General features: G+C 68.6%; 18 protein-coding genes. All 18 read right to left on the reverse strand.

Translation table 11 applies throughout. The features are described 5' to 3' along the window. Positions 1 to 143: 143 nt before the first annotated feature. The 18 genes from CV1CTNOD_RS15020 to nifV all read right to left on the reverse strand — a co-directional run bounded on the left by CV1CTNOD_RS15020 (position 144) and on the right by nifV (position 16,795). Positions 144 to 1,616 (reverse strand): AAA family ATPase, encoded by a 1,473-nt coding sequence (locus tag CV1CTNOD_RS15020; protein WP_131786711.1) that lies wholly within the window; start codon positions 1,614 to 1,616, stop codon positions 144 to 146. Between the two features lie 60 nt (positions 1,617 to 1,676). Beyond that, positions 1,677 to 1,910 carry a hypothetical protein gene (locus CV1CTNOD_RS15025; protein ID WP_131786712.1) on the reverse strand — a complete coding sequence of 78 codons (234 nt, stop codon included), beginning with the start codon at positions 1,908 to 1,910 and terminating at the stop codon, positions 1,677 to 1,679. Between the two features lie 88 nt (positions 1,911 to 1,998). After that, entirely contained in the window at positions 1,999 to 3,192 is a 1,194-nt protein-coding gene (locus CV1CTNOD_RS15030; RefSeq protein WP_165485530.1) for a cysteine desulfurase family protein, read from the reverse strand. A gap of 5 nt (positions 3,193 to 3,197) precedes the next feature. Then, a complete protein-coding gene (locus CV1CTNOD_RS15035) occupies positions 3,198 to 4,073 on the reverse strand; it encodes a HesA/MoeB/ThiF family protein (protein WP_131786714.1) in 876 nt (291 codons plus the stop codon). Positions 4,074 to 4,092: 19 nt separating this feature from the next. Beyond that, positions 4,093 to 4,689 carry an iron-sulfur cluster assembly accessory protein gene (locus tag CV1CTNOD_RS15040; RefSeq protein WP_165485529.1) on the reverse strand — a complete coding sequence of 199 codons (597 nt, stop codon included), beginning with the start codon at positions 4,687 to 4,689 and terminating at the stop codon, positions 4,093 to 4,095. Between the two features lie 23 nt (positions 4,690 to 4,712). After that, on the reverse strand, positions 4,713 to 5,300 hold the full coding sequence (locus CV1CTNOD_RS27385; RefSeq protein WP_131786716.1) for an iron-sulfur cluster assembly accessory protein: 588 nt from the start codon (positions 5,298 to 5,300) through the stop codon (positions 4,713 to 4,715). Next, the gene (gene nifB / locus CV1CTNOD_RS15050) at positions 5,297 to 6,982 is read right to left on the reverse strand and encodes a nitrogenase cofactor biosynthesis protein NifB (protein WP_242606707.1); all 1,686 of its coding nucleotides are present in this window, start codon (positions 6,980 to 6,982) and stop codon (positions 5,297 to 5,299) included. The genes CV1CTNOD_RS27385 and nifB overlap by 4 nt, the downstream gene beginning before the upstream one ends. Next, on the reverse strand, positions 6,979 to 7,275 hold the full coding sequence (locus tag CV1CTNOD_RS15055; RefSeq protein WP_131767514.1) for a nitrogen fixation protein NifZ: 297 nt from the start codon (positions 7,273 to 7,275) through the stop codon (positions 6,979 to 6,981). The genes nifB and CV1CTNOD_RS15055 overlap by 4 nt, the downstream gene beginning before the upstream one ends. Then, positions 7,275 to 7,613 carry a nitrogenase-stabilizing/protective protein NifW gene (gene nifW / locus CV1CTNOD_RS15060; RefSeq protein ID WP_131767515.1) on the reverse strand — a complete coding sequence of 113 codons (339 nt, stop codon included), beginning with the start codon at positions 7,611 to 7,613 and terminating at the stop codon, positions 7,275 to 7,277. Before nifW ends, CV1CTNOD_RS15055 begins: the two co-directional genes overlap by 1 nt. After that, positions 7,610 to 7,819 (reverse strand): CCE_0567 family metalloprotein, encoded by a 210-nt coding sequence (locus tag CV1CTNOD_RS15065; protein WP_242606708.1) that lies wholly within the window; start codon positions 7,817 to 7,819, stop codon positions 7,610 to 7,612. The genes nifW and CV1CTNOD_RS15065 overlap by 4 nt, the downstream gene beginning before the upstream one ends. Beyond that, positions 7,806 to 8,303 (reverse strand): NifX-associated nitrogen fixation protein, encoded by a 498-nt coding sequence (locus CV1CTNOD_RS15070; protein ID WP_131786717.1) that lies wholly within the window; start codon positions 8,301 to 8,303, stop codon positions 7,806 to 7,808. The genes CV1CTNOD_RS15065 and CV1CTNOD_RS15070 overlap by 14 nt, the downstream gene beginning before the upstream one ends. After that, complete coding sequence (gene nifX, locus CV1CTNOD_RS15075; protein ID WP_131786718.1) at positions 8,300 to 8,698, reverse strand: nitrogen fixation protein NifX; 399 nt, start codon at positions 8,696 to 8,698, stop codon at positions 8,300 to 8,302. The genes CV1CTNOD_RS15070 and nifX overlap by 4 nt, the downstream gene beginning before the upstream one ends. Beyond that, entirely contained in the window at positions 8,692 to 10,053 is a 1,362-nt protein-coding gene (gene nifN, locus CV1CTNOD_RS15080) for a nitrogenase iron-molybdenum cofactor biosynthesis protein NifN (protein ID WP_131786719.1), read from the reverse strand. The genes nifX and nifN overlap by 7 nt, the downstream gene beginning before the upstream one ends. Next, positions 10,053 to 11,558: a nitrogenase iron-molybdenum cofactor biosynthesis protein NifE gene (gene nifE, locus CV1CTNOD_RS15085; protein ID WP_131786720.1), complete on the reverse strand. Its 1,506-nt coding sequence runs from the start codon at positions 11,556 to 11,558 to the stop codon at positions 10,053 to 10,055. The genes nifN and nifE overlap by 1 nt, the downstream gene beginning before the upstream one ends. Positions 11,559 to 11,599: 41 nt before the next feature. After that, a complete protein-coding gene (nifK, locus tag CV1CTNOD_RS15090; RefSeq protein WP_131786721.1) occupies positions 11,600 to 13,123 on the reverse strand; it encodes a nitrogenase molybdenum-iron protein subunit beta in 1,524 nt (507 codons plus the stop codon). Between the two features lie 49 nt (positions 13,124 to 13,172). Beyond that, positions 13,173 to 14,624 (reverse strand): nitrogenase molybdenum-iron protein alpha chain, encoded by a 1,452-nt coding sequence (nifD, locus tag CV1CTNOD_RS15095; protein WP_131786722.1) that lies wholly within the window; start codon positions 14,622 to 14,624, stop codon positions 13,173 to 13,175. Positions 14,625 to 14,656: 32 nt separating this feature from the next. Then, the gene (nifH, locus tag CV1CTNOD_RS15100) at positions 14,657 to 15,529 is read right to left on the reverse strand and encodes a nitrogenase iron protein (protein ID WP_131786723.1); all 873 of its coding nucleotides are present in this window, start codon (positions 15,527 to 15,529) and stop codon (positions 14,657 to 14,659) included. Positions 15,530 to 15,643: 114 nt separating this feature from the next. Beyond that, on the reverse strand, positions 15,644 to 16,795 hold the full coding sequence (nifV, locus tag CV1CTNOD_RS15105; RefSeq protein ID WP_131786724.1) for a homocitrate synthase: 1,152 nt from the start codon (positions 16,793 to 16,795) through the stop codon (positions 15,644 to 15,646). Positions 16,796 to 17,171 lie beyond the last annotated feature (376 nt).

The raw sequence follows: 17,171 nt of genomic DNA on the forward strand, positions 1-17,171 counted from the left end.
CCGCCCCCGTGCCCTCCGCCCGTTCACCCGCAGCCCGTCACGCCACCCACTGCCGTCCCTACTACCCGGGCTCTGTCGGGCTTCGCAGGTCGGCGGATGCGGCGATCACCATGCTCCGCGGTGGGACGGTCGGCAGGCCTTCATCAGCCCAGAAGCAGGGTGAGGAGAGGTATCGGCAACGCCCAGCTCCGGTAGCCGGTATCCGTGATGTTCTTGGTTGCCACGATGCCGCGCCCGAAGGCGTTCTCGATGGCTCGCGCCTCGGAGCGCCAACCGTGCGTGACCCACTTCGCCTCGATCGGTGTGGAGAACAGGTCACCACTGGCGGTCGGCAGCGGAAGCGGCGCGAAGTCCACCTCGGCACCACCGCCTGTCCGAAAGTACCCGACAGCCTCGTCCGTGGCCCATCGGCCGGGTTGGCGCGCTTCCACGGCTGCGGCGAACGCGACAGCCAAGGTCGACTCGGCAAGTTTCGTCAGATCCGGGGTGGGGAGGCCGGCCCGCAGCCGAGGGCCCAGCCAGGCCATGATCGGGTCGGAGAGGTACAGCTTGGCCTGCGCGCCCGCCACCCGATGCGCCGTGGCGTCGACCTGATGGCACCAGATTGCCCCGAACGTCCGGACAAGCTTCACCAGACGCAGGTCGAATGCCTGACGGGAGGGGTATCCCAGATCGGTCGCGGTCCTGGTCCGATTTATCGGGGTACCGGAACGGCCGTGGAGACCGGCGAGCAGCTGGGGGATGGATTCCTCCGGCGCGTTTCGGTCCACGTCGCGATGCAGCCACTGCTCGATGTCGGTCAGGAACGCGTCGCTCACCGCTCCGGTGCTGTGGTATTCGCTCACCGCCCGCGGATACCCGCCGCACGTGAGGTAAGCCTGCCAGGCAAGATCGAAATCGTCGGAGTTCGGGGCGAGCAGGCCTGCGATGTGCGCCACCTCCGCCGATTGAAGATCCCACAACGGCACGGACGGCGGCCGCGGCAGCTCCGGTCGGGACACTGCGATGAAATCACGGAACGACATCGGTACCAGGATCCGGGTACGGCGCACATTGGTCATTCCCGCGCGGCCAGCAAGCAGATCCCGCCCCACCTCGGCGTCGTCGGCCCATGACGAACCGGTGCAGACAACGAGGTCGAGTCCGAACAGGGTATTGTCCCGGAGGAACTTCAAGGTTGTCGTCCAGCCCGCCATCCCGGTCACCTCATCGATCAGCCAAACCCGGGATCGCGGCTCGGCATGGTCGACCGAACGGGTCAGATCTCGACCCACAGTGATCGCGCGATTCAGATCCTGCGCGGTCATCTCGTCCGCGGCGATATAAATCAGTTGTCTGGGGTCGACGTCGGCACGGGCGCACAACGCGGCGATCGTGTCCTTGAGCACCACCGACTTACCGACTCTTCGTGGCCCCCGAAGCACGATCAGCCGGTCGTCCAGAGGCTCGGTGGCGACGTCGGCAAGGACCGCGGCGCGGTAGCCGAGATCGAATCTGCGCCGGCCCCGCAGCGACACGTCTGTCGCCATCCACGCAGTCGGGCTCGCGCCGGTGGCGACCGCACCCCACCAGGGATTGGTCGCGGCCAGCCGAGCCCGGATCTGATCATCACGCACGTGCAGGATCTTACCAGAAACCAGGTTTATGGTAATGAAAACCTTCCAGAACCCTGTCTTCTAGTAGGCGATGAACGCTGCCGTCCGAACCTGAGCCCGAACCCGGGCCGGGCGTCCGGCATCCTCCACCTTCGCCTGCTCGACCAGGCGCCGCGCGAGCTCCTCGCCGAGGCCGGCGCCGCCGCGCCGGCCTCGGCGCCGACGGGCTGGTCCGGGATCGCTTCGATCGTCGGATCCGTCGTTGTTCTGGCCATCTGGTGCCTCCTCTACCTGCGCGTATGCACAGAGTGTCACAAGAGAGTTACACCGTTGTTCTTACAGGCCCGTGGTCGCGGAACGCCGGGGTGCGTCAGGTGGCCGGAGAACGCGGCCGAGGTTCCGGTCAGGCGCGGGTGCGGGTGGGGGTATGGGCACGGGAGGAGGGACGGGAGCGGTGGTGCAGGGAGCGGACGTGGTCGACAGCGGTGACCACGTGGTCGGCCGCGGTGTGCACCTCGTCCTCGGTTGTGGGACGGCCGAGGCTGAACCGCAGGCTCTCCAGCACGGCGGTGGAATCGAGCCCCATCGCCGTCAGCACGTGGGACGGCTCGGTGCTCGAGCCCTTGCAGGCGCTGCCCGCGGACACCGCGACCTGCGGCGTCGACGTCATCACCGCGTCGGCGTCCGCGCCGGCGAAGCGCAGGTTCAGCGTGTTCGGCAGGCGGGTGACGGTCGGGCCGTTGAGCTCGACGCCGGTGAGTTTCTCCGCCAGCAGACGGTGCAGCAGCGCGGTCAGGTGGCGCAGCCGGTCGGCGTCGGTGGCGAGCTCCGCGGCGGCGATCGCCGCGGCCCGGCCGAACCCGACGATGCCGGCGCTGTTGACGGTGCCGCTGCGCAGCCCCCGCTCCTGGCCCCCGCCGACGATCAGCGGCGTCATGCGGTTCTGCAGTGGACGGCTGGCGACGAGCGCGCCGACCCCTTTGGGCCCGTATATCTTGTGCGCGCTGAGCACCGCGAGGTCGATCTCCTGCGCCTCCAGGGCAACGGGGATCTTGCCGGCAGCCTGCGTGACGTCGCACAGGTACAGAGCGCCGGCGCTGTGCGTGAGCTGGCAGGCCCGCCGGACGTCCGCGATCGCCCCGGTCTCGCTGTTCGCCGCCATCACCGCGACCAGCACGACGTTCCTCGACAGCAGCGAGGCGAGATGGTCGAGATCCGGGGTGCCGTTGCGCAGGACCCGGATCAGCCCAACCGAGCCGCCGTGGATCCTCGCCGCATCCTGGGCCGCCGCGAGAACGGCCTTGTGTTCGGTGGCCGCGACCAGGATGCGCCGGCGGCCGGGCTCGGCACCGGCGAGGACACCGCGGATCGCGAGGTTGGCCGCCTCGGTGGCACCGCTGGTGAACACGACATTGCGCCGCCCGGCCCCGACCAGGGCCGCGACCTGCCCCCGGGCCTGCTCGACCAGGCGGGCGACCGCGCGGCCGGCGGTATGCCCGCTCGAGGCGTTGGCGAAGTCCTCGGAGAACAGCGGCAGCATCGCCTCGAGCACCCGCGGGTCGACCGGAGTCGTCGCGTTGTAGTCACAGTAGATCATCGCGGTCACAGCAGATCATCGTGACCGTGACCACGCCGGACGCAGGGACCGATCCCAGCCGCCGCCGGCATGCCCGCTGTACCCGACGCACCCGACGCACCCGGCAGGGGGACCCGGTGGACCCGGTACTGCTGCGAGTAGGATGATCGCTGCTGCTGGGAGGACCCGCAGTCGACACAGTGCGGGTCGCGGATCACCGGGAACGACCGGAAGTCCATGTCCCACAGGTCGAAGGTGAGCAGCTTCCCGGTGGATGGCTCACCGAACCGGGAAACAATCTTGATGACCTCCATGGCGGCCAGGCATCCCACGGTGCCGGCCACCGCGCCGAGCACCGGGAAGCCGAGCGGATCCCACTGCGGGTCACCGTCGGCGAACACGCAGCGCAGGCATGGCCCACCGGGAGTCACCGCGAGCAGCTGGGCCTCGGTGGTGTTCATAGCCGCGAAGACCAGCGGCACGCCCAGGTCCAGGCACATCCGGTTGATCCGGAACCGTTCGGGGAAGTTGTGGCGGGCGTCGACGACCACGTCCGAACCGGCGACGAGACCGGGCAGGTGCGGGTCGAACAGGTCGCGGTCCCATGCCTCGACCGTGACGTCGGGGTAGTGCTCCCGCAACGTGTCGGCGGCACAGGCCACCCGCGCCTCACCGACCCGGTCGGGTCGCATAAGCGTCTGTCGGTTGAGGTCGGGTATCTCGAGGACGCCGGGATGCACGAGGACCAGCCGCCCGACGCCAGCCGCGGCGAGGTAGGTGGCGACGGCTCCGCCTACCCCACCCACTCCCGCCACAAGCACCGTCGCCTCGCACAGCCGCTCCTGTCCCGGTAGCCCGAAACCGCTCAGTGTCAGTTGGCGCTCGAATCGCTGCATGTCCATGCCGTCCCCCTACCCTCCGCTACCGGCCCGCAGAGGCGAGAACGACTCGTGTGACGTCGGGGACGGCGTCCTTGAGCTGCCGTTCAACCGTTTTCACCAGCTCGGTCACGTCGGCCTCGCGCTCCAGTCCGATACCGGTCAGCCGCACCGAGACGACACCGTCGGCGACCCCGACCACGGAGGCGTCCCGCCCCACCAGCTGCAGGTGCGGTCGGATGTGCTGGATCGCCACGTTCGCCTTCTGCAGCAGTGACGTCTCCACCCCGTCCGGCTGGACGGGCGGGGCGAACGACGGACCGCACAGACAGTTGCTTCGCGCGTGCGGGTTGTAGAAGGTGAAGCCGGACGACATCAGCGACTCGCTGTAGTCGATGCGCATGCCGTCGAACTGTTCGACCGAGCTGGCGGCAACGAACACGTCGAGGTCCTCTACCCGTATGACGACGTCGCCGTCGTACGGCACGGATTCGACGGTCAGCCGGTACCGGTGCCCGGCGCAGCCACCGCCGGTGTCGACGCCGACCCGCAGACCCGAGGCGGGGGCGACCCCCTCCCGGTTGAGCAGCGCGCGTACCTGGCCTGCCGCCCGTTCGGTGAAGCTGATAGCGATACTCACTGGTCCACCTCCAGATGCGGTCGTCAGGACGCGAGGACGACTCGCTCGACCGCTGGCACCGATTCCTTCAGCTGACGCTCGATGACACCCGCGAGCGTGTCCAGAGCGGAGGAACACCCCCCGCAGGCTCCGGTGAGCCGGACCGAGACGACACCTCCGGTGACGTCGACGACCGAGACGTCCCCGCCGTCGCGCTGCAGGAACGGCCGTACCTGCTGGATCGCCTCGTCGACCTGCTGCCACAGGGTGTCTTCGTTGCCGTCCCGCTCCGGTGCCGAGAAGGACGACCCGCAGGAGCACGGATCCGACGCGTTCGGGTTGGAGAAGGCGAACCCCGACGACGTCAACGACTCGACATAGTCGATGCGGACCCCGTGGACGATCGACGCGGACGCGGACGCGACGAACACGTCGAACCCGTCCTGGCGGACGATGATGTCGCCCTTCTCGGCGGCGGGCGCGAGCGCGAGGCTGTACTTGTAGTCCGAGCAGCCGCCCGGTTCCGCGCCGACCCGCAGGCCGTAGCCGGCGGTCGTCTCGTCGCGGGCGAGCAGTGCCCGTACCTGGTTGCCGGCGCGCTCGGTAAGCACGACCTGCAGTTTGGCAATCATGATCCCACCTTTGCCGTGACGTGTCCGGCTGCCTGCGAGTGCGGGCCGGGCAGCCCGTCCGGTGTGTCTTCCAGCAGGTCGGCGGATGCCAGCAGATCCGCGGGGAATCCGGCCGGGCCCGCGGCCGGGCGGCACGCACCCTCCGCGGCGAGCCGGGCGTCTTCCGCCGCACGCCGAGCGTCCTGCGCCGCGAGCCGTGCACCTTCCGTCGCGACCGCGGACTCGATGATGTCGTAGCACTCGACGGCTTCGACCCCAGCCGCGGCGAGCGCCTCCCGCGGCCCGTTTCCGATCTTGCTACACAGCACGGCGGCACAGTCCGACAGCAGCCGGACGGTCCGGTCGAGCACCGAGTCGTCCTCGTCGCACTCGGACGGGCCCTCGCAGTAGCGCGCGACACTGCGGGTCCCTACCAGGCGCGCCCACTTCTCGCCCGCCTCGTAGACCCAGAACTCCTCGGCATGGCCGAAGTGCTGGTTGACCGCTCCCCCGCCCTTGGTGGCGACCGCGACCAGGACCGTCCGTTCGGGCTTCGCCGCACCCGCGGAGATCTGCAGCTCCTCGCGGGTGGCGCGGACGTCGGAACGCCAGCGTTCGATCGCCGCATGGGCCGCCTGGCGTCCGGCCAGGTCGTAGGTGACCTCGCCGGCGTACGTCTCCGGACCGAACTCCTCGCTGCGGTCCTCCCCGAGCAGCCCGACCGCGTCGGCCCGGCACTGCCGGCAGTGGCGCATCATGTTCATGTCCGCGCCGTCGTCGCCCTCGCAGCGGTCCTGCAACGCCTTGAGCTCCTGGGGGGTCGGCCCGCGCTGCCCGGTGAGGCCGTAGTAGGTGCCGTGCTCGGGGGCGGACACCAGCGGCATCACGTTGTGCAGGAACGCCCCCATGCCCTTGACCGTGCGGGAGACCTCCACCAGGTGCTCGTCGTTGACACCGGGGATCATCACCGAGTTGACCTTGCACAGGATCTTGCGTTCGGTGAGGGCGGCGAGCCCCTCCAGCTGCCGCTCGGACAGGATCTTCGACGCCTCCCGGCCGGTGTAGCGCTTGCCCCGGAACGTCACCCAGGGGTAGATCCGCTCGCCGACCTCGGGGTCGATCATGTTGATGGTGATCGTCACATGATCGATGCCGAGGTCTTCGATACGGTCGACGTGGTCGACGAGGGTGAGCCCGTTCGTGGATACGCACAGCTTGATGTCCGGGCAGTCCCGGGCGACCAGCTCCATCGTGCGGAAGGTGCGTCGCGCGTTGGCCAGCGGCTCCCCGGGCCCGGCCACACCGAGCACACTCATCTGCTTGATCTCGCTGGCCACCCGCTTGACCTTGGCCAGCGCCTGCTCCGGAGTGAGCAACTGGCTGGTGACGCCGGGGCGGCTCTCGTTCGCGCAGTCGAACTTGCGGTTGCAGTAGTTGCACTGGATGTTGCAGCCGGGCGCGACCGGCACGTGCATCCGGGCGTAGTACTGGTGCGCCTCCTGGCTGTAACAGGGATGGTTGGCGATCTTCTCGACGATCTCGGGGTCCAGGCCGGTCGCGCTGGCACCGCATCCCTTGGTGGACGCACAGCCTCCCGCCGGGGCCGGCGGCGTGGTCGCCTCGGCCGGGGACAGCACCGTCAGGGGTATCGGCTGCCCCGGCACCGACATCGGCTGGGTCGGCTGGGTCGGCTGCGATGTCATGACTGCTCACCCCCATCACGACCCGGTGCAGCGGCCACCAGGTCCAGCTCACGCTCCAGACAGCCCACGACCCGGCCGTTGGTGAACGCGACCGCGTAGACGATGTGCTCCTGGAGGTAGACGCCCACGCCGTGCACGTGACCAACCGTCCCGGTCTCCACCAGCACGTCCCCGACGCTGATCCCCGGTTCGGGGAAGGTGCCGTCGTTACGCAGGTCCTTCACGGCCACAACGGTGTCCCCGACGTCGTAGGTGGCGTCGGAAAGCGACGGTTCCTCGAAACTGACGTCCATCAGGCACTCTTCTCGGCTTCAACGGTGACGGTGTCCACGGCGACGAACGCCTGGGGGGCGCGGTCGGCCAGGACCTTGAACAAGCGGTGGTCGAGCGCGGTGGCCGTGGTGAACGCCTCGTAGGAGGCGACCAGGGCGGCGCGGTAGGCGGCCAGCCGGTCCTCGGGCGAGGAGTTCTCCGCGTCTATCCGGGCCACGGCCGGGGAGAAGTGCCGCAGGATGTGCAGCCGGTTGACCGCAACCACCCGCGGGTCGAAGGGGACGTCCAAGGCCTGGAAGTAGTCCTCGGCGGTCCCGCACCGGCGGAACTGCGCCAACCGCTCGGTACCCGTCGTCATCGCGCGTCCACCTTCGCCAGTTCCCGTTCGATCTGGTGGATCTCGACGTAGGCGTTGTAGGTGGCGGTGGCCGTCTCCAGGATCCGCTCCCAGCCGATCGGCAGGTCCTCGGCCAGGTCGTGCAGGTCGAGTTTCAGGCGGGTGGCGAGACTGTTGAGCTTTTTCAGCTTCGTCCGCATTTCGGGGATCTCGTCAGGAATCGTCACGGGCCACCTCCGGATAGGTACGGACGAGCACGACGGCGGCGCGGACCAGCGCCTCGCCGCGCTCGGCAAGATGATCGATGGAGTCGAAGCCGAAACGGTGCGCGTCGCGCAGCACCGCGGAGGCGACCACGAGCCGGCCGGTGAACACCGTGACCCGGCCGAAGCCCTCGTGGCTGAGATCCAGCACGTAGCCGGTGACCAGGCCGGTCGCCTTCTCGACGCCGGCGGCGACCGCCTGGTAGTAGGCGCGCAGCCGTCCCTCGGTGGCCGGGTCGACATCACAGGAGATCCCCAGCTCGCGGCGCCGCTGGGGGGTGAGTACGAACGGGTCCAGCAGCTTCTCCCCGCCGAGGCGGTCGAGCTGGCCGTAGGTGTCCCCGGCCCGCAGCTGATCGACCAGGTCACGCAGGAATCCGGTGGTGACGTCCGCGGCCGGACTCGTGGCGGCGCCGGTGGTGTCACCGCCGGTGATGTCGACGGTCATCGCGGGCTCCAGTTGGGGGCGGCGCCGGACCCGCTCTGGCGCAGCAGTTTGCGCAGCCACGGCGGAGGGTTGCCGGCCAGGACACGCTGCAGCCGGACGATCTGGTCCGCGATCGAGGTGTCCTCGGTGACCTTCAGCGGATGGACGTGGGCCCGGACCACCTTCGCGGCGGCGGTCCCGCCGATCGCGGCGACGTGCAGGATCGCGCAGTCCCGGACGGCGTCCAGCCGGCTTTCGATCTTCTCGGCCTCGTCGTCGACGGCCGGGTCGAGGACCCGGCTCTCATACAGCGAGGCGAGATCCCCGGACACCTCGTACACGTCGAACCGGCGGCACGAGCCGAAATGCTGATCGACGACGATGCCGTCGCTGGTGGCGAAGGCGACCTTCAACATGCCAGTTCCTCCAGTTGCTCGGCGGATGCCCGCCGCGCCCGCGACGGACCTGTCGCACGATGTGACTCACGATGTTCGAGCAGGCGGTTGGCTGCGTCCACGAGCAGCTGGAGGCTGCCCCGGTACCCGGACGTGGCGCGCAGCTGGGCGCCCATCCGGTCGTAGACGGGGAAGCCCATCGTCAGATGCGCCGCGCCGATCACAGCGGCCGCGTCAGCCCCGTGACTGGACGCGACGACCAGTTCGGCGCCGGCCGCCTCAGCCCGTTCGGACAGGTCGACGAAGTCGCCGATGACGACCTCCTCCCACGGCGCGCAGCGCAGCACGGCGGCGTCTGTCGGCGACACCGCGGTGACGATCTCGGCTCCGACGTCGTAGAGCAGCGAACCGACCGCCACGAGCTGGTCGGGTTCGAGCGCGATGGCCACCTTGGCCCCACCGAGGACGAAGTGGCTGTCCATCAGCCCGTCGGCCAGGCGCCGGCGCCAGCGCCGCGCCGCGTCCGGGGCGGCCACCCCGGTGTATCGGGTGAGGTCGGTGACGAGCCGGTCGGTGGCGGCCAGACCGCTGGCGTGGTCGTGGGAGATCAGGGGGACACCGGCCTTGGCCGCCAGCGCCCCGCCGGCGGCGGCCGCCGCGGACCCGATCGTGATGACGACCGCGCAGCTGGCCAGACCCAGCAGGGCGCCGACCGTCGTCCCCCCGGTGGTCAGCGGTGACCAGTTCTCGTCGAGATGGCCGTCAAGCGACCCGGACAGGTCGGGGACCACCACCGGATCGAGACCGAAGGCCCGGACGAGGTCGGCGATCTCGTCGAGATCCACCGCGGTCAGCGCCGGGCCGACGAGCACGGCGGCCCGGCCGGGGACCGTCACCCCGGTGGCCGGGACCGCGGCGACGATCCCCTGTAGCGCCGCGGACCATCCGTCCGACAGCCCGCCGCGGAAGTCCGGCGTGGACACCGGGATGACCAGCGGGCCGCGGGAGCCCGCGGCGTACCGGGACGAGCCCAGGACGCCGAGCATGTCCTCCTCGCTGACCTCGGTGAGACCGGTGGTGAGCACCCCGACGACGTCCGGACGCTGCCGCTCGTTGATCGTGTCCAGTGCGCTGAGCAGCGAGTCGGACGAACCGAGGACGGCGCTGACGTCGTTGATGGCCGTGCTCTGCAACGGGATGGGCTCGCGGAAATGGCGGGTGAGCAGAGCCTTGGCAAACGCCGAGCAGCCCTGGGCGCCGTGCAGCAGCGGGATGCAGCGGGCCAGGCCGAGGAACGCCAGCGCGCCGCCGAGGGGCTGGCTGTGCTTGAGCGGGTCGAACGCGGCCCCGCGCCCGCCGCTTGTGACACCGGCCATCAGAAGACCTCGTCGATGTCGGCGTCGGCGTCGGCGTCGGCAGCGGCGTCGGCGTCGGCAGCGGCGTCGGCAGCGGCCGTGGCGTCCACGCCCCCCAGGCCTGCGATCCGCTGGCCGGTGGGGCCGGCCGGATCCGGGTCGTCCCAGGGCGCGGCCGCCCTGACCTGTTCCCAGACCGGGCTGGACAGCGCCAGATCCAGGCGCCGGGCAAATTCGATCATGCCCGGGTAGCCGGCGAAGGCGTGGTGCCGTTCCTGGTTGACGTCGAGGAACGGCAGCTTGCCCTTGAGGGCGGTGTACTGGTTGCGGCCACCGGCGATCAGGATGTCGGCCTGGGTGTCGGCGGCGACCCGCAGCAGCTCGGCGGGTGTGCCGTTGCGGATGACGATCCCGTCGGGACCGAGCAGTTCAGTGATCTTTTCTACGTCGTCCTCGGTGCTCTTGGTAGCCCCGGAGGCGACGACCTCCACCCCGAGGTCCTGTAGCGCCGACACCAGTGACCAGCTCTTGACCCCGCCGGTGTAGAGCACCGCCCGGGCGCCGGCGAGCCGTTCCCGGTAGGGGGCAAGCGCCGTCGCCAGGGCGGCCTCCTCGGCGGCGATGAGCTCCTCGGCCCGCCAGGAGAGCTCCTTGTCGTCGAGGAGGCGGGCAAAACCGCGCAGGGTGTCGCGCATCGCGCGGATGCCGTAGAAGCTGCCCTCGAACCAGGGGATGCCGTAGCGGTCCTGAAGCCCCCGGGCCAGCGAGAGCAGCGCCCGCGAGCAGACGACCATCGTCGCCTTGGCGCGGTGGGCGGCGGCGACGTCGGCGTACCGGGCGTCGCCGCTGATGCTCGCCAGCACCCGGATGCCCAGTTTCGCCAGCACCGGGGTGACGTCCCACAACTCGCCGGCGATGTTGTACTCGCCGACCAGGTTCACGTCGTACGGCGTGGTGAACGCCGGTTCCACCGTACCGATCACGTGTTCGAGCAGAGCCTGGCCGGCGAGGCGGTTACCGAAGTTCTTGCTGCCGGCGAATCCCGGCGCGTTCACCGGGACCACCGGTATGCCGGTCGCGGTCGCCGCCGCCGCGCACACCGCGTCGAAATCGTCGCCGATCATCGCGGTGACGCAGGTGGAGTACACGAAGACCGCGGGCGGGCGGTGGCGGCGAGCGGCCTCGACGATCGTGTCGTAGAGACGCTGCTCGCCGCCGAACACCACGTCCTGCTCACCGAGGTCGGTGGAGAAACCCCGGCGGTAGAGCGTAGGGCCCGAGGAGAGGCTGCCCCGACCGTCCCACGAGTTGCCGGCACAGGCGATCGGGCCGTGCACCACGTGGGCGACGTCGGCTATCGGAACCAGAGTGATCATCGCGCCGTCGAACGCGCAGCCGCCGGAAGTACCTCCCGGCTTCGGCCGGGAGCAACCCGTCTTGCGGGCCTTGGGGTCCTTGGCACGGTTGTGGTCACACGCCGGCTCGTCGAAGAGCGCAGCGGCGTCGATCTTCGTCAGGGCAGCCATTTTCACCTCAGCGGACGGTGTCGGTCAGCACACGCTGCCGGTCAGCGGACGATGTCGAAGCTGTGGTCGGGCGCGTTGCGGTCGACCTCGTCGAGGATCGAGTTGACCAGCTGGGTGAGCAGGTGCAGCCCCCCGGCATAGCCGTAGATCGGAAAGCGGTGCAGGTGGTGCCGGTCGAAGATCGGGAACCCGGCGCGGAACAGCTGCACGTTCGCCTCGCGGGCGAGGTGCTTGAGGTGCGTCGGGCCGACGATCAGGTCGACCGGCTCGGTGAACACCAGGGAGCGCAGGTGCCACGCGTCCTTGCCCGGCCACACCGTCGCCTTCGCCCCGAACGGGCTGGCGGCGAGGATCCCCTTGGCCCGCTCCGCCCACGTCGCGTCGCCGTTGCTGCTGACGACGTGGATCGGCTCCATGCCCATCTCCAGCAGGAAGCCCAGCATCCCGTTGACGAAGTCCGGGTCGCCGGCGATCGCCACCCGCTTGCCGTGCAGATAGGCATGCGAGTCGGTCATCGCGTCGAGCAGCCGGCCGCGCTCCGCGGTGATCTCGTCCGGCACCTCGACCCCGGCCACCCGGGCGACCTCGGTGACGAAGGTGTCGGTGTTGGCGATGCCGATCGGCGGGTTGAGCATCACCGCCTCGCCGGCCCAGCCGTTCACGATCTCCTTGGTCCGCTTGGAACCGAGGGCCTGCAGGAACACCGTCGCGTCGGCGTTGATGGAGTCCCCGGCCACGGCGAGCGGGGTCCCGCCCGGGTACATGTGGTACTCGCCGGTCGCCGGGGAGTCGAGGCTGTCGCTGTGGTCACCGAGCACGACGTGCTTGATGCCCAGCAGGGTCAGCAGCCGCTTGATCTCCCGGATGTTGCCGACGTAGGGGTCGAAGCCCGGCACGATGTTGATCGTGCCATTGGACGTGCTCTTCTTGCCCTCGGTCAGGTAGGACAGGATCCCGCGCAGCATGTTGTCGTAGCCCAGCACGTGCGAGCCGACGAAGCTCGGGGTGTGGGCGTACGGGACCGGGATGTCCTCGGTGATCGCGCCCTTGGTACGGGCGCTGGCGATGAAGTTCTGCAGGTCGTCACCGATCACCTCGGCCATACAGGTGGTCGACACCGCCACCATGTCCGGCTTGTACAGGTGCACGGAGGTGCCGAGGGCTTCGATGAGGTTGCTGAGCCCACCGAAGACCGCCGAGTCCTCGGTCATCGACGAGGACACCGTCGGTACCGGTTCCTTGAAGTGCCGTGAGAGGTGACCACGGAAGTACGAGGTGCACCCCTGCGAACCGTGCACCAGCGGCAGGGTCCCGGCGAAACCGAGGGCCGCGAGCACCGCGCCCAGGGGCTGGCAGGCCTTCAGCGGGTTGACCGTGAGATGCTGCCGGGCGAAGTTCTTCTCCCGGTACTCCCAGCTCCGGGTCCATTCGGCGACCCGGGCGACCTCCTCCGGCGCGGAGCCGCCCTCGAACTGCTTCTTGCGTTCGCGCTGCTCCTGGTATTCAGGGCTGTTGAACAGTGTGTTGTGGTCTCGCACCGTAAGTGCGTCTGGACTGGTGGACACCAGCAATCCTCCGGTTCACAGGCGAAAGAACGCGTCTTTCGCGGGAAAATCAGCCCTTTTTGGCACTCGCCCACGGAGCGTCGAACAGGTTCCACGTCGGACTGTTCACGGCGCTGTCCATGTCCCGGGCGAAAATGGCGAAGCCGTCGACGCCGTGGTACGGACCGGAGTAGTCCCATGAATGCATCTGACGGAACGGTGTCCGCATCTTGTGCGAGACGTACTTCTCCTTGATGCCGGCACCGATCAGGTCGGGCTTGAGCCGGCGGGCGAACTCTTCCATCTCGTAGGCGGTCGGGTCGTCGTAGACCACGATGCCCTGCTTGAGTTCGGGGTAGCTGCGGGTGTAGTCGTCCTTGTGCCCGAACTCGTAACCGGTACCGATGACCTCCATGCCGAGGTCCTCGTAGGCGCCGACGGTGTGGCGCGGGCGCAGGCCGCCGACGGCGAGCATGACGGTCTTGCCTTCGAGCCGGTGCCGGTAGGTCTCGTGGACCTTGTCGAAGAAGACCTGGTAGCTCGCGATGGCGGCCTCGGTCTTCTCCTTGATGGTGTCGTCGAAGAACTCGGCGATCTTACGCATCGACTCCACGATCTTCGTGGGGCCGAAGAAGTTGAACTCCATCCACGGGGTGCCGTACCGCTCCTCCATCGTGGTGGCGATGTAGTTCATGGAGCGGTAGCAGTGCAGCACGTTGAGCTTGGCCAGGTGGGCCGTGGCCATCTCGTTGACGGTGCCGTCACCGGACCACTGGGCGATGACCCGCAGACCCATGTCCTCGAGGATCTTCCGCGAGGCCCAGGCGTCGCCCCCGATGTTGTAGTCACCGAGCAGCGTGATGTCGTACGGGGTCTGCTCGGGCAGCTCCCGGCTGCCCAGCATGTGGTCGCGGATGGCGTCGTTGGCGATGTGGTGGCCCAGCGACTGGCTGATACCGCGGAAGCCCTCGCACTTCACCGGGACGACCGGCAGGCCCAGCCGCTTGGTCCCCTCGTTGGAGACCGCGTCGATGTCGTCACCGATCAGACCGATCGGGCACTCGGACTGGACGGAGACACCCTTGGCCAGCGGGAAGACCTCCACCAGCTCGTCCAGGATCGCGGCGAGCTTCTTGTCGCCACCGAAGACGATGTCCTTCTCCTGGAAATCGCTGGTGATCTGCATGACGGTGAAGTTGTCGATACCGAGCTGCCCGTTGGCGTAGTTACGCCGGGTGCCCCAGGTGTACTGGCCGCATCCGACCGGGCCGTGGCTGATGGAGATGAGGTCCTTGATGGGACCCCACACCACACCCTTGGAGCCGGCGTAGGCGCAACCGCGCATCGTCATGATCCCGGGGCGGGACTTGACGTTGCTCTTGACCTCGCATTCCTTCCCCCCGGACTGGTCATTGGGCTTGACGTGCTTGTGACGGTCCTTCTCGACCTTGGGAGGATAGGCCGACAGAACGTCGTCGATCATCGTCTGCGTCTCGGTAGACGTTGTCACGGGTGGAGTCATGACAGACCTTTCTGGTACGCGGGGGCGAGCGGTCACGCGCCGACGGTGGAGGCGGCCTTCTGACCGACGATCGACTCGTCCTCCTGCTCCATGATCCCGAAGTCGATCAGGAGCTCCTCGAGCTCGTCCATGCTGATCGGGGTGGGGATGGTCTTCATGTCGTTCTCTTCGATCTTGCGTGCGAGCTCGCGGTACTCGTTGGCCTGGTTCGCCTCGGGCGAGTACTCGATGACCGTCATACGGCGGAGCTCGGCGTGCTGGACGATGTTGTCACGCGGAACGAAGTGGATCATCTGGGTGTTCAGGCGCCGCGCGAGCTCCATGATGAGCTCGTCCTCACGGTCGGTCTGACGGCTGTTGCAGATCAGCCCACCGAGGCGGACACCACCGCTGTGGGCGTACTTGAGGATGCCTCGGGCAATGTTGTTCGCCGCGTACATGGCCATCATCTCACCGGAGGTGACGATGTAGATCTCCTGGGCCTTGCCCTGGCGGATCGGCATGGCGAAACCACCGCACACGACGTCACCGAGGACGTCGTAGGTGACGAAGTCGAGGTCCTCGTAGGCGCCGTTCTCCTCCAGGAAGGTGATGGCGGTGATGACGCCTCGGCCGGCGCAGCCGACACCCGGCTCGGGACCACCCGACTCGACACACCGGATGTTCCATGCGCCCTCGAGCAGAACCTCTTCCAGCTCGAGGTCCTCCACCGAGCCCTTCTCGGCCGCCTTCTCGATGACGGTGTGCTGGGCCTTGGAGTGCAGGATGAGACGGGTCGAGTCCGCCTTCGGGTCGCAACCGACGATCATGACCCGGTTGCCACGCTCAGCCAGTGCGGCCATCGTGTTCTGCTGAGTGGTGGACTTACCAATACCACCCTTGCCGTAGAACGCGAGCTGCCTCATGAGTGTGTGCTCCTCACCGCACGCCCAAGCGTGCGTCACTGTGGAAGAACCGGTGTTGGTTCAGGAACTGCTGCCTGCTCAGAAACTGGTGTCTGTTGCGGTACTGCTGTTTGTTCAGGTGCTGGCGCCGGCGGCCCAGCTGGCTGCCGCGAGCTCGTAGAGGTCACGGACCTCGCTCGAGCGCAACGGCCGTTTGAGCATTGAGACGTGCGATCGCAGACCCTCCAGGACGGGTCCGAGAACGCCCTCGTCTGCGTCGATACCGTGCTCACGCAGGGCGTATCGCAGCGACGCCCGCCCCGCGTGCTTGCCCACGACCAGGCGGCGTCGCGCGCCGACCTCCGCGGGGTCGAAGGGCTCGTAGATCCTCGGAGCCTTCAGCACCCCGTCCACGTGGATACCGGACTCGTGGATGAACGCCGACTCCCCGACGATCGCCTTCCCGGCCGACACCGGACGGCCTGCCGCGCGCGAGACCAGGTCGGCCAGCGCGCGAAACGACGTGGTGTCCAGGTCGACCCTGAATCCGAGGAGATGGCGAAGCGCCATCGCCACCTCCTCCAGGGGCGCGTTACCGGCCCGTTCACCAAGCCCGGCGACCGTCGTGCTGACGAAACCGAAACCGGCCCGGACCGCCGCGAGCGTGTTGGCGGTGGCCAGCCCGAAGTCGTCATGGGCGTGGATCTCCCAGTTGGCGGACGAGGCCGCCACCAGCCGGGACATCCGCTCGTACGCCCCGGACGGCTCGAGGACCCCGACGGTGTCCGCCCAGCGCAGGCGGTCGACACCGGCCCTGGACAGTTCGCCGGCGAGCTCGATGACGAAGCCGTCGTCCGCCCGTGAGGCGTCCTCGAACCCGACCCCGACCGCCAGCCCCCGGTCGAGGGCGTCGGCGACGCAGTCGTGGATCCGGCCGCGTGCCCACGCCCGGTCACGACCGAGCTTGTACTGAAGGTGCAGGTCGGACACGGGGATGCTGATGTGGACCCGCCGGATGCCGGATGCCGCCGCCGCCTCGACGTCGGACCGGACGGCCCGGCACCAGGCGACGACCTCCGCCCGCAGACCCGCGGACGCGATACGGCCCAGGACCTCGCGTTCGGACGGGCCCATGGCCGGCACACCCGCCTCGATCTGCTGTACTCCCACCTGATCGAGAGCGGACGCGATGGCAAGCTTCTCCTCGGCGGTGAAGGCAACGCCCGGGGCCTGCTCACCGTCGCGCAAGGTGGTGTCACAGAACCCGATCACGATGTCGTGCTCCACATCATGCGTGCCCTCCGTCGGTTGCACCGAATGGGGAAGATGGCGCTGTGCTGTGCCAGTGCCGGCCAGGTGCCCGATGCCAGGCCCGCGATCCGCGATCCGCCGGCCGGCGTCCCGCGGGCCTCACCGTTGAAGCGCCGCGATTAGAAATGTCGCCCACCGTTGTTTCGGGCTCTTTAAGCGCCGTATCTTTCCAGTTACTTTTCCGGCCGGTCCGCGATTCCGGGACGAATAGAGAAGAGACCTGGGCCGGGTGGCCGAAAGATGTGGGCCCAATGGTGCCAACGCCTGTGACCACCTGGATGTCGACCGGTCGGCACCCTGCCCAGCGGCAATGTCCGACAACGTGCCTCACCAATTTTTTTTACGGCCCGAA

It is taken from the genome of Protofrankia symbiont of Coriaria ruscifolia (assembly GCF_900634745.1).
Classification (GTDB): Bacteria; Actinomycetota; Actinomycetes; order Frankiales; family Frankiaceae; genus Protofrankia; species Protofrankia californiensis.

Coding starts and splice junctions, on each gene's coding strand:
- nifB (WP_242606707.1), bottom strand. CDS start 6,982: ATGACATCGCAGCCGACCCAGCCGACCCAGCCGATGTCGGTGCCGGGG.
- nifX (WP_131786718.1), bottom strand. CDS start 8,698: ATGTTGAAGGTCGCCTTCGCCACCAGCGACGGCATCGTCGTCGATCAG.
- nifH (WP_131786723.1), bottom strand. CDS start 15,529: ATGAGGCAGCTCGCGTTCTACGGCAAGGGTGGTATTGGTAAGTCCACC.
- nifW (WP_131767515.1), bottom strand. CDS start 7,613: ATGACGACGGGTACCGAGCGGTTGGCGCAGTTCCGCCGGTGCGGGACC.
- CV1CTNOD_RS27385 (WP_131786716.1), bottom strand. CDS start 5,300: ATGATTGCCAAACTGCAGGTCGTGCTTACCGAGCGCGCCGGCAACCAG.
- nifN (WP_131786719.1), bottom strand. CDS start 10,053: ATGGCCGGTGTCACAAGCGGCGGGCGCGGGGCCGCGTTCGACCCGCTC.
- nifE (WP_131786720.1), bottom strand. CDS start 11,558: ATGGCTGCCCTGACGAAGATCGACGCCGCTGCGCTCTTCGACGAGCCG.
- CV1CTNOD_RS15030 (WP_165485530.1), bottom strand. CDS start 3,192: ATGATCTACTGTGACTACAACGCGACGACTCCGGTCGACCCGCGGGTG.
- CV1CTNOD_RS15055 (WP_131767514.1), bottom strand. CDS start 7,275: ATGGACGTCAGTTTCGAGGAACCGTCGCTTTCCGACGCCACCTACGAC.
- CV1CTNOD_RS15070 (WP_131786717.1), bottom strand. CDS start 8,303: ATGACCGTCGACATCACCGGCGGTGACACCACCGGCGCCGCCACGAGT.
- CV1CTNOD_RS15035 (WP_131786714.1), bottom strand. CDS start 4,073: ATGGACATGCAGCGATTCGAGCGCCAACTGACACTGAGCGGTTTCGGG.
- nifD (WP_131786722.1), bottom strand. CDS start 14,624: ATGACTCCACCCGTGACAACGTCTACCGAGACGCAGACGATGATCGAC.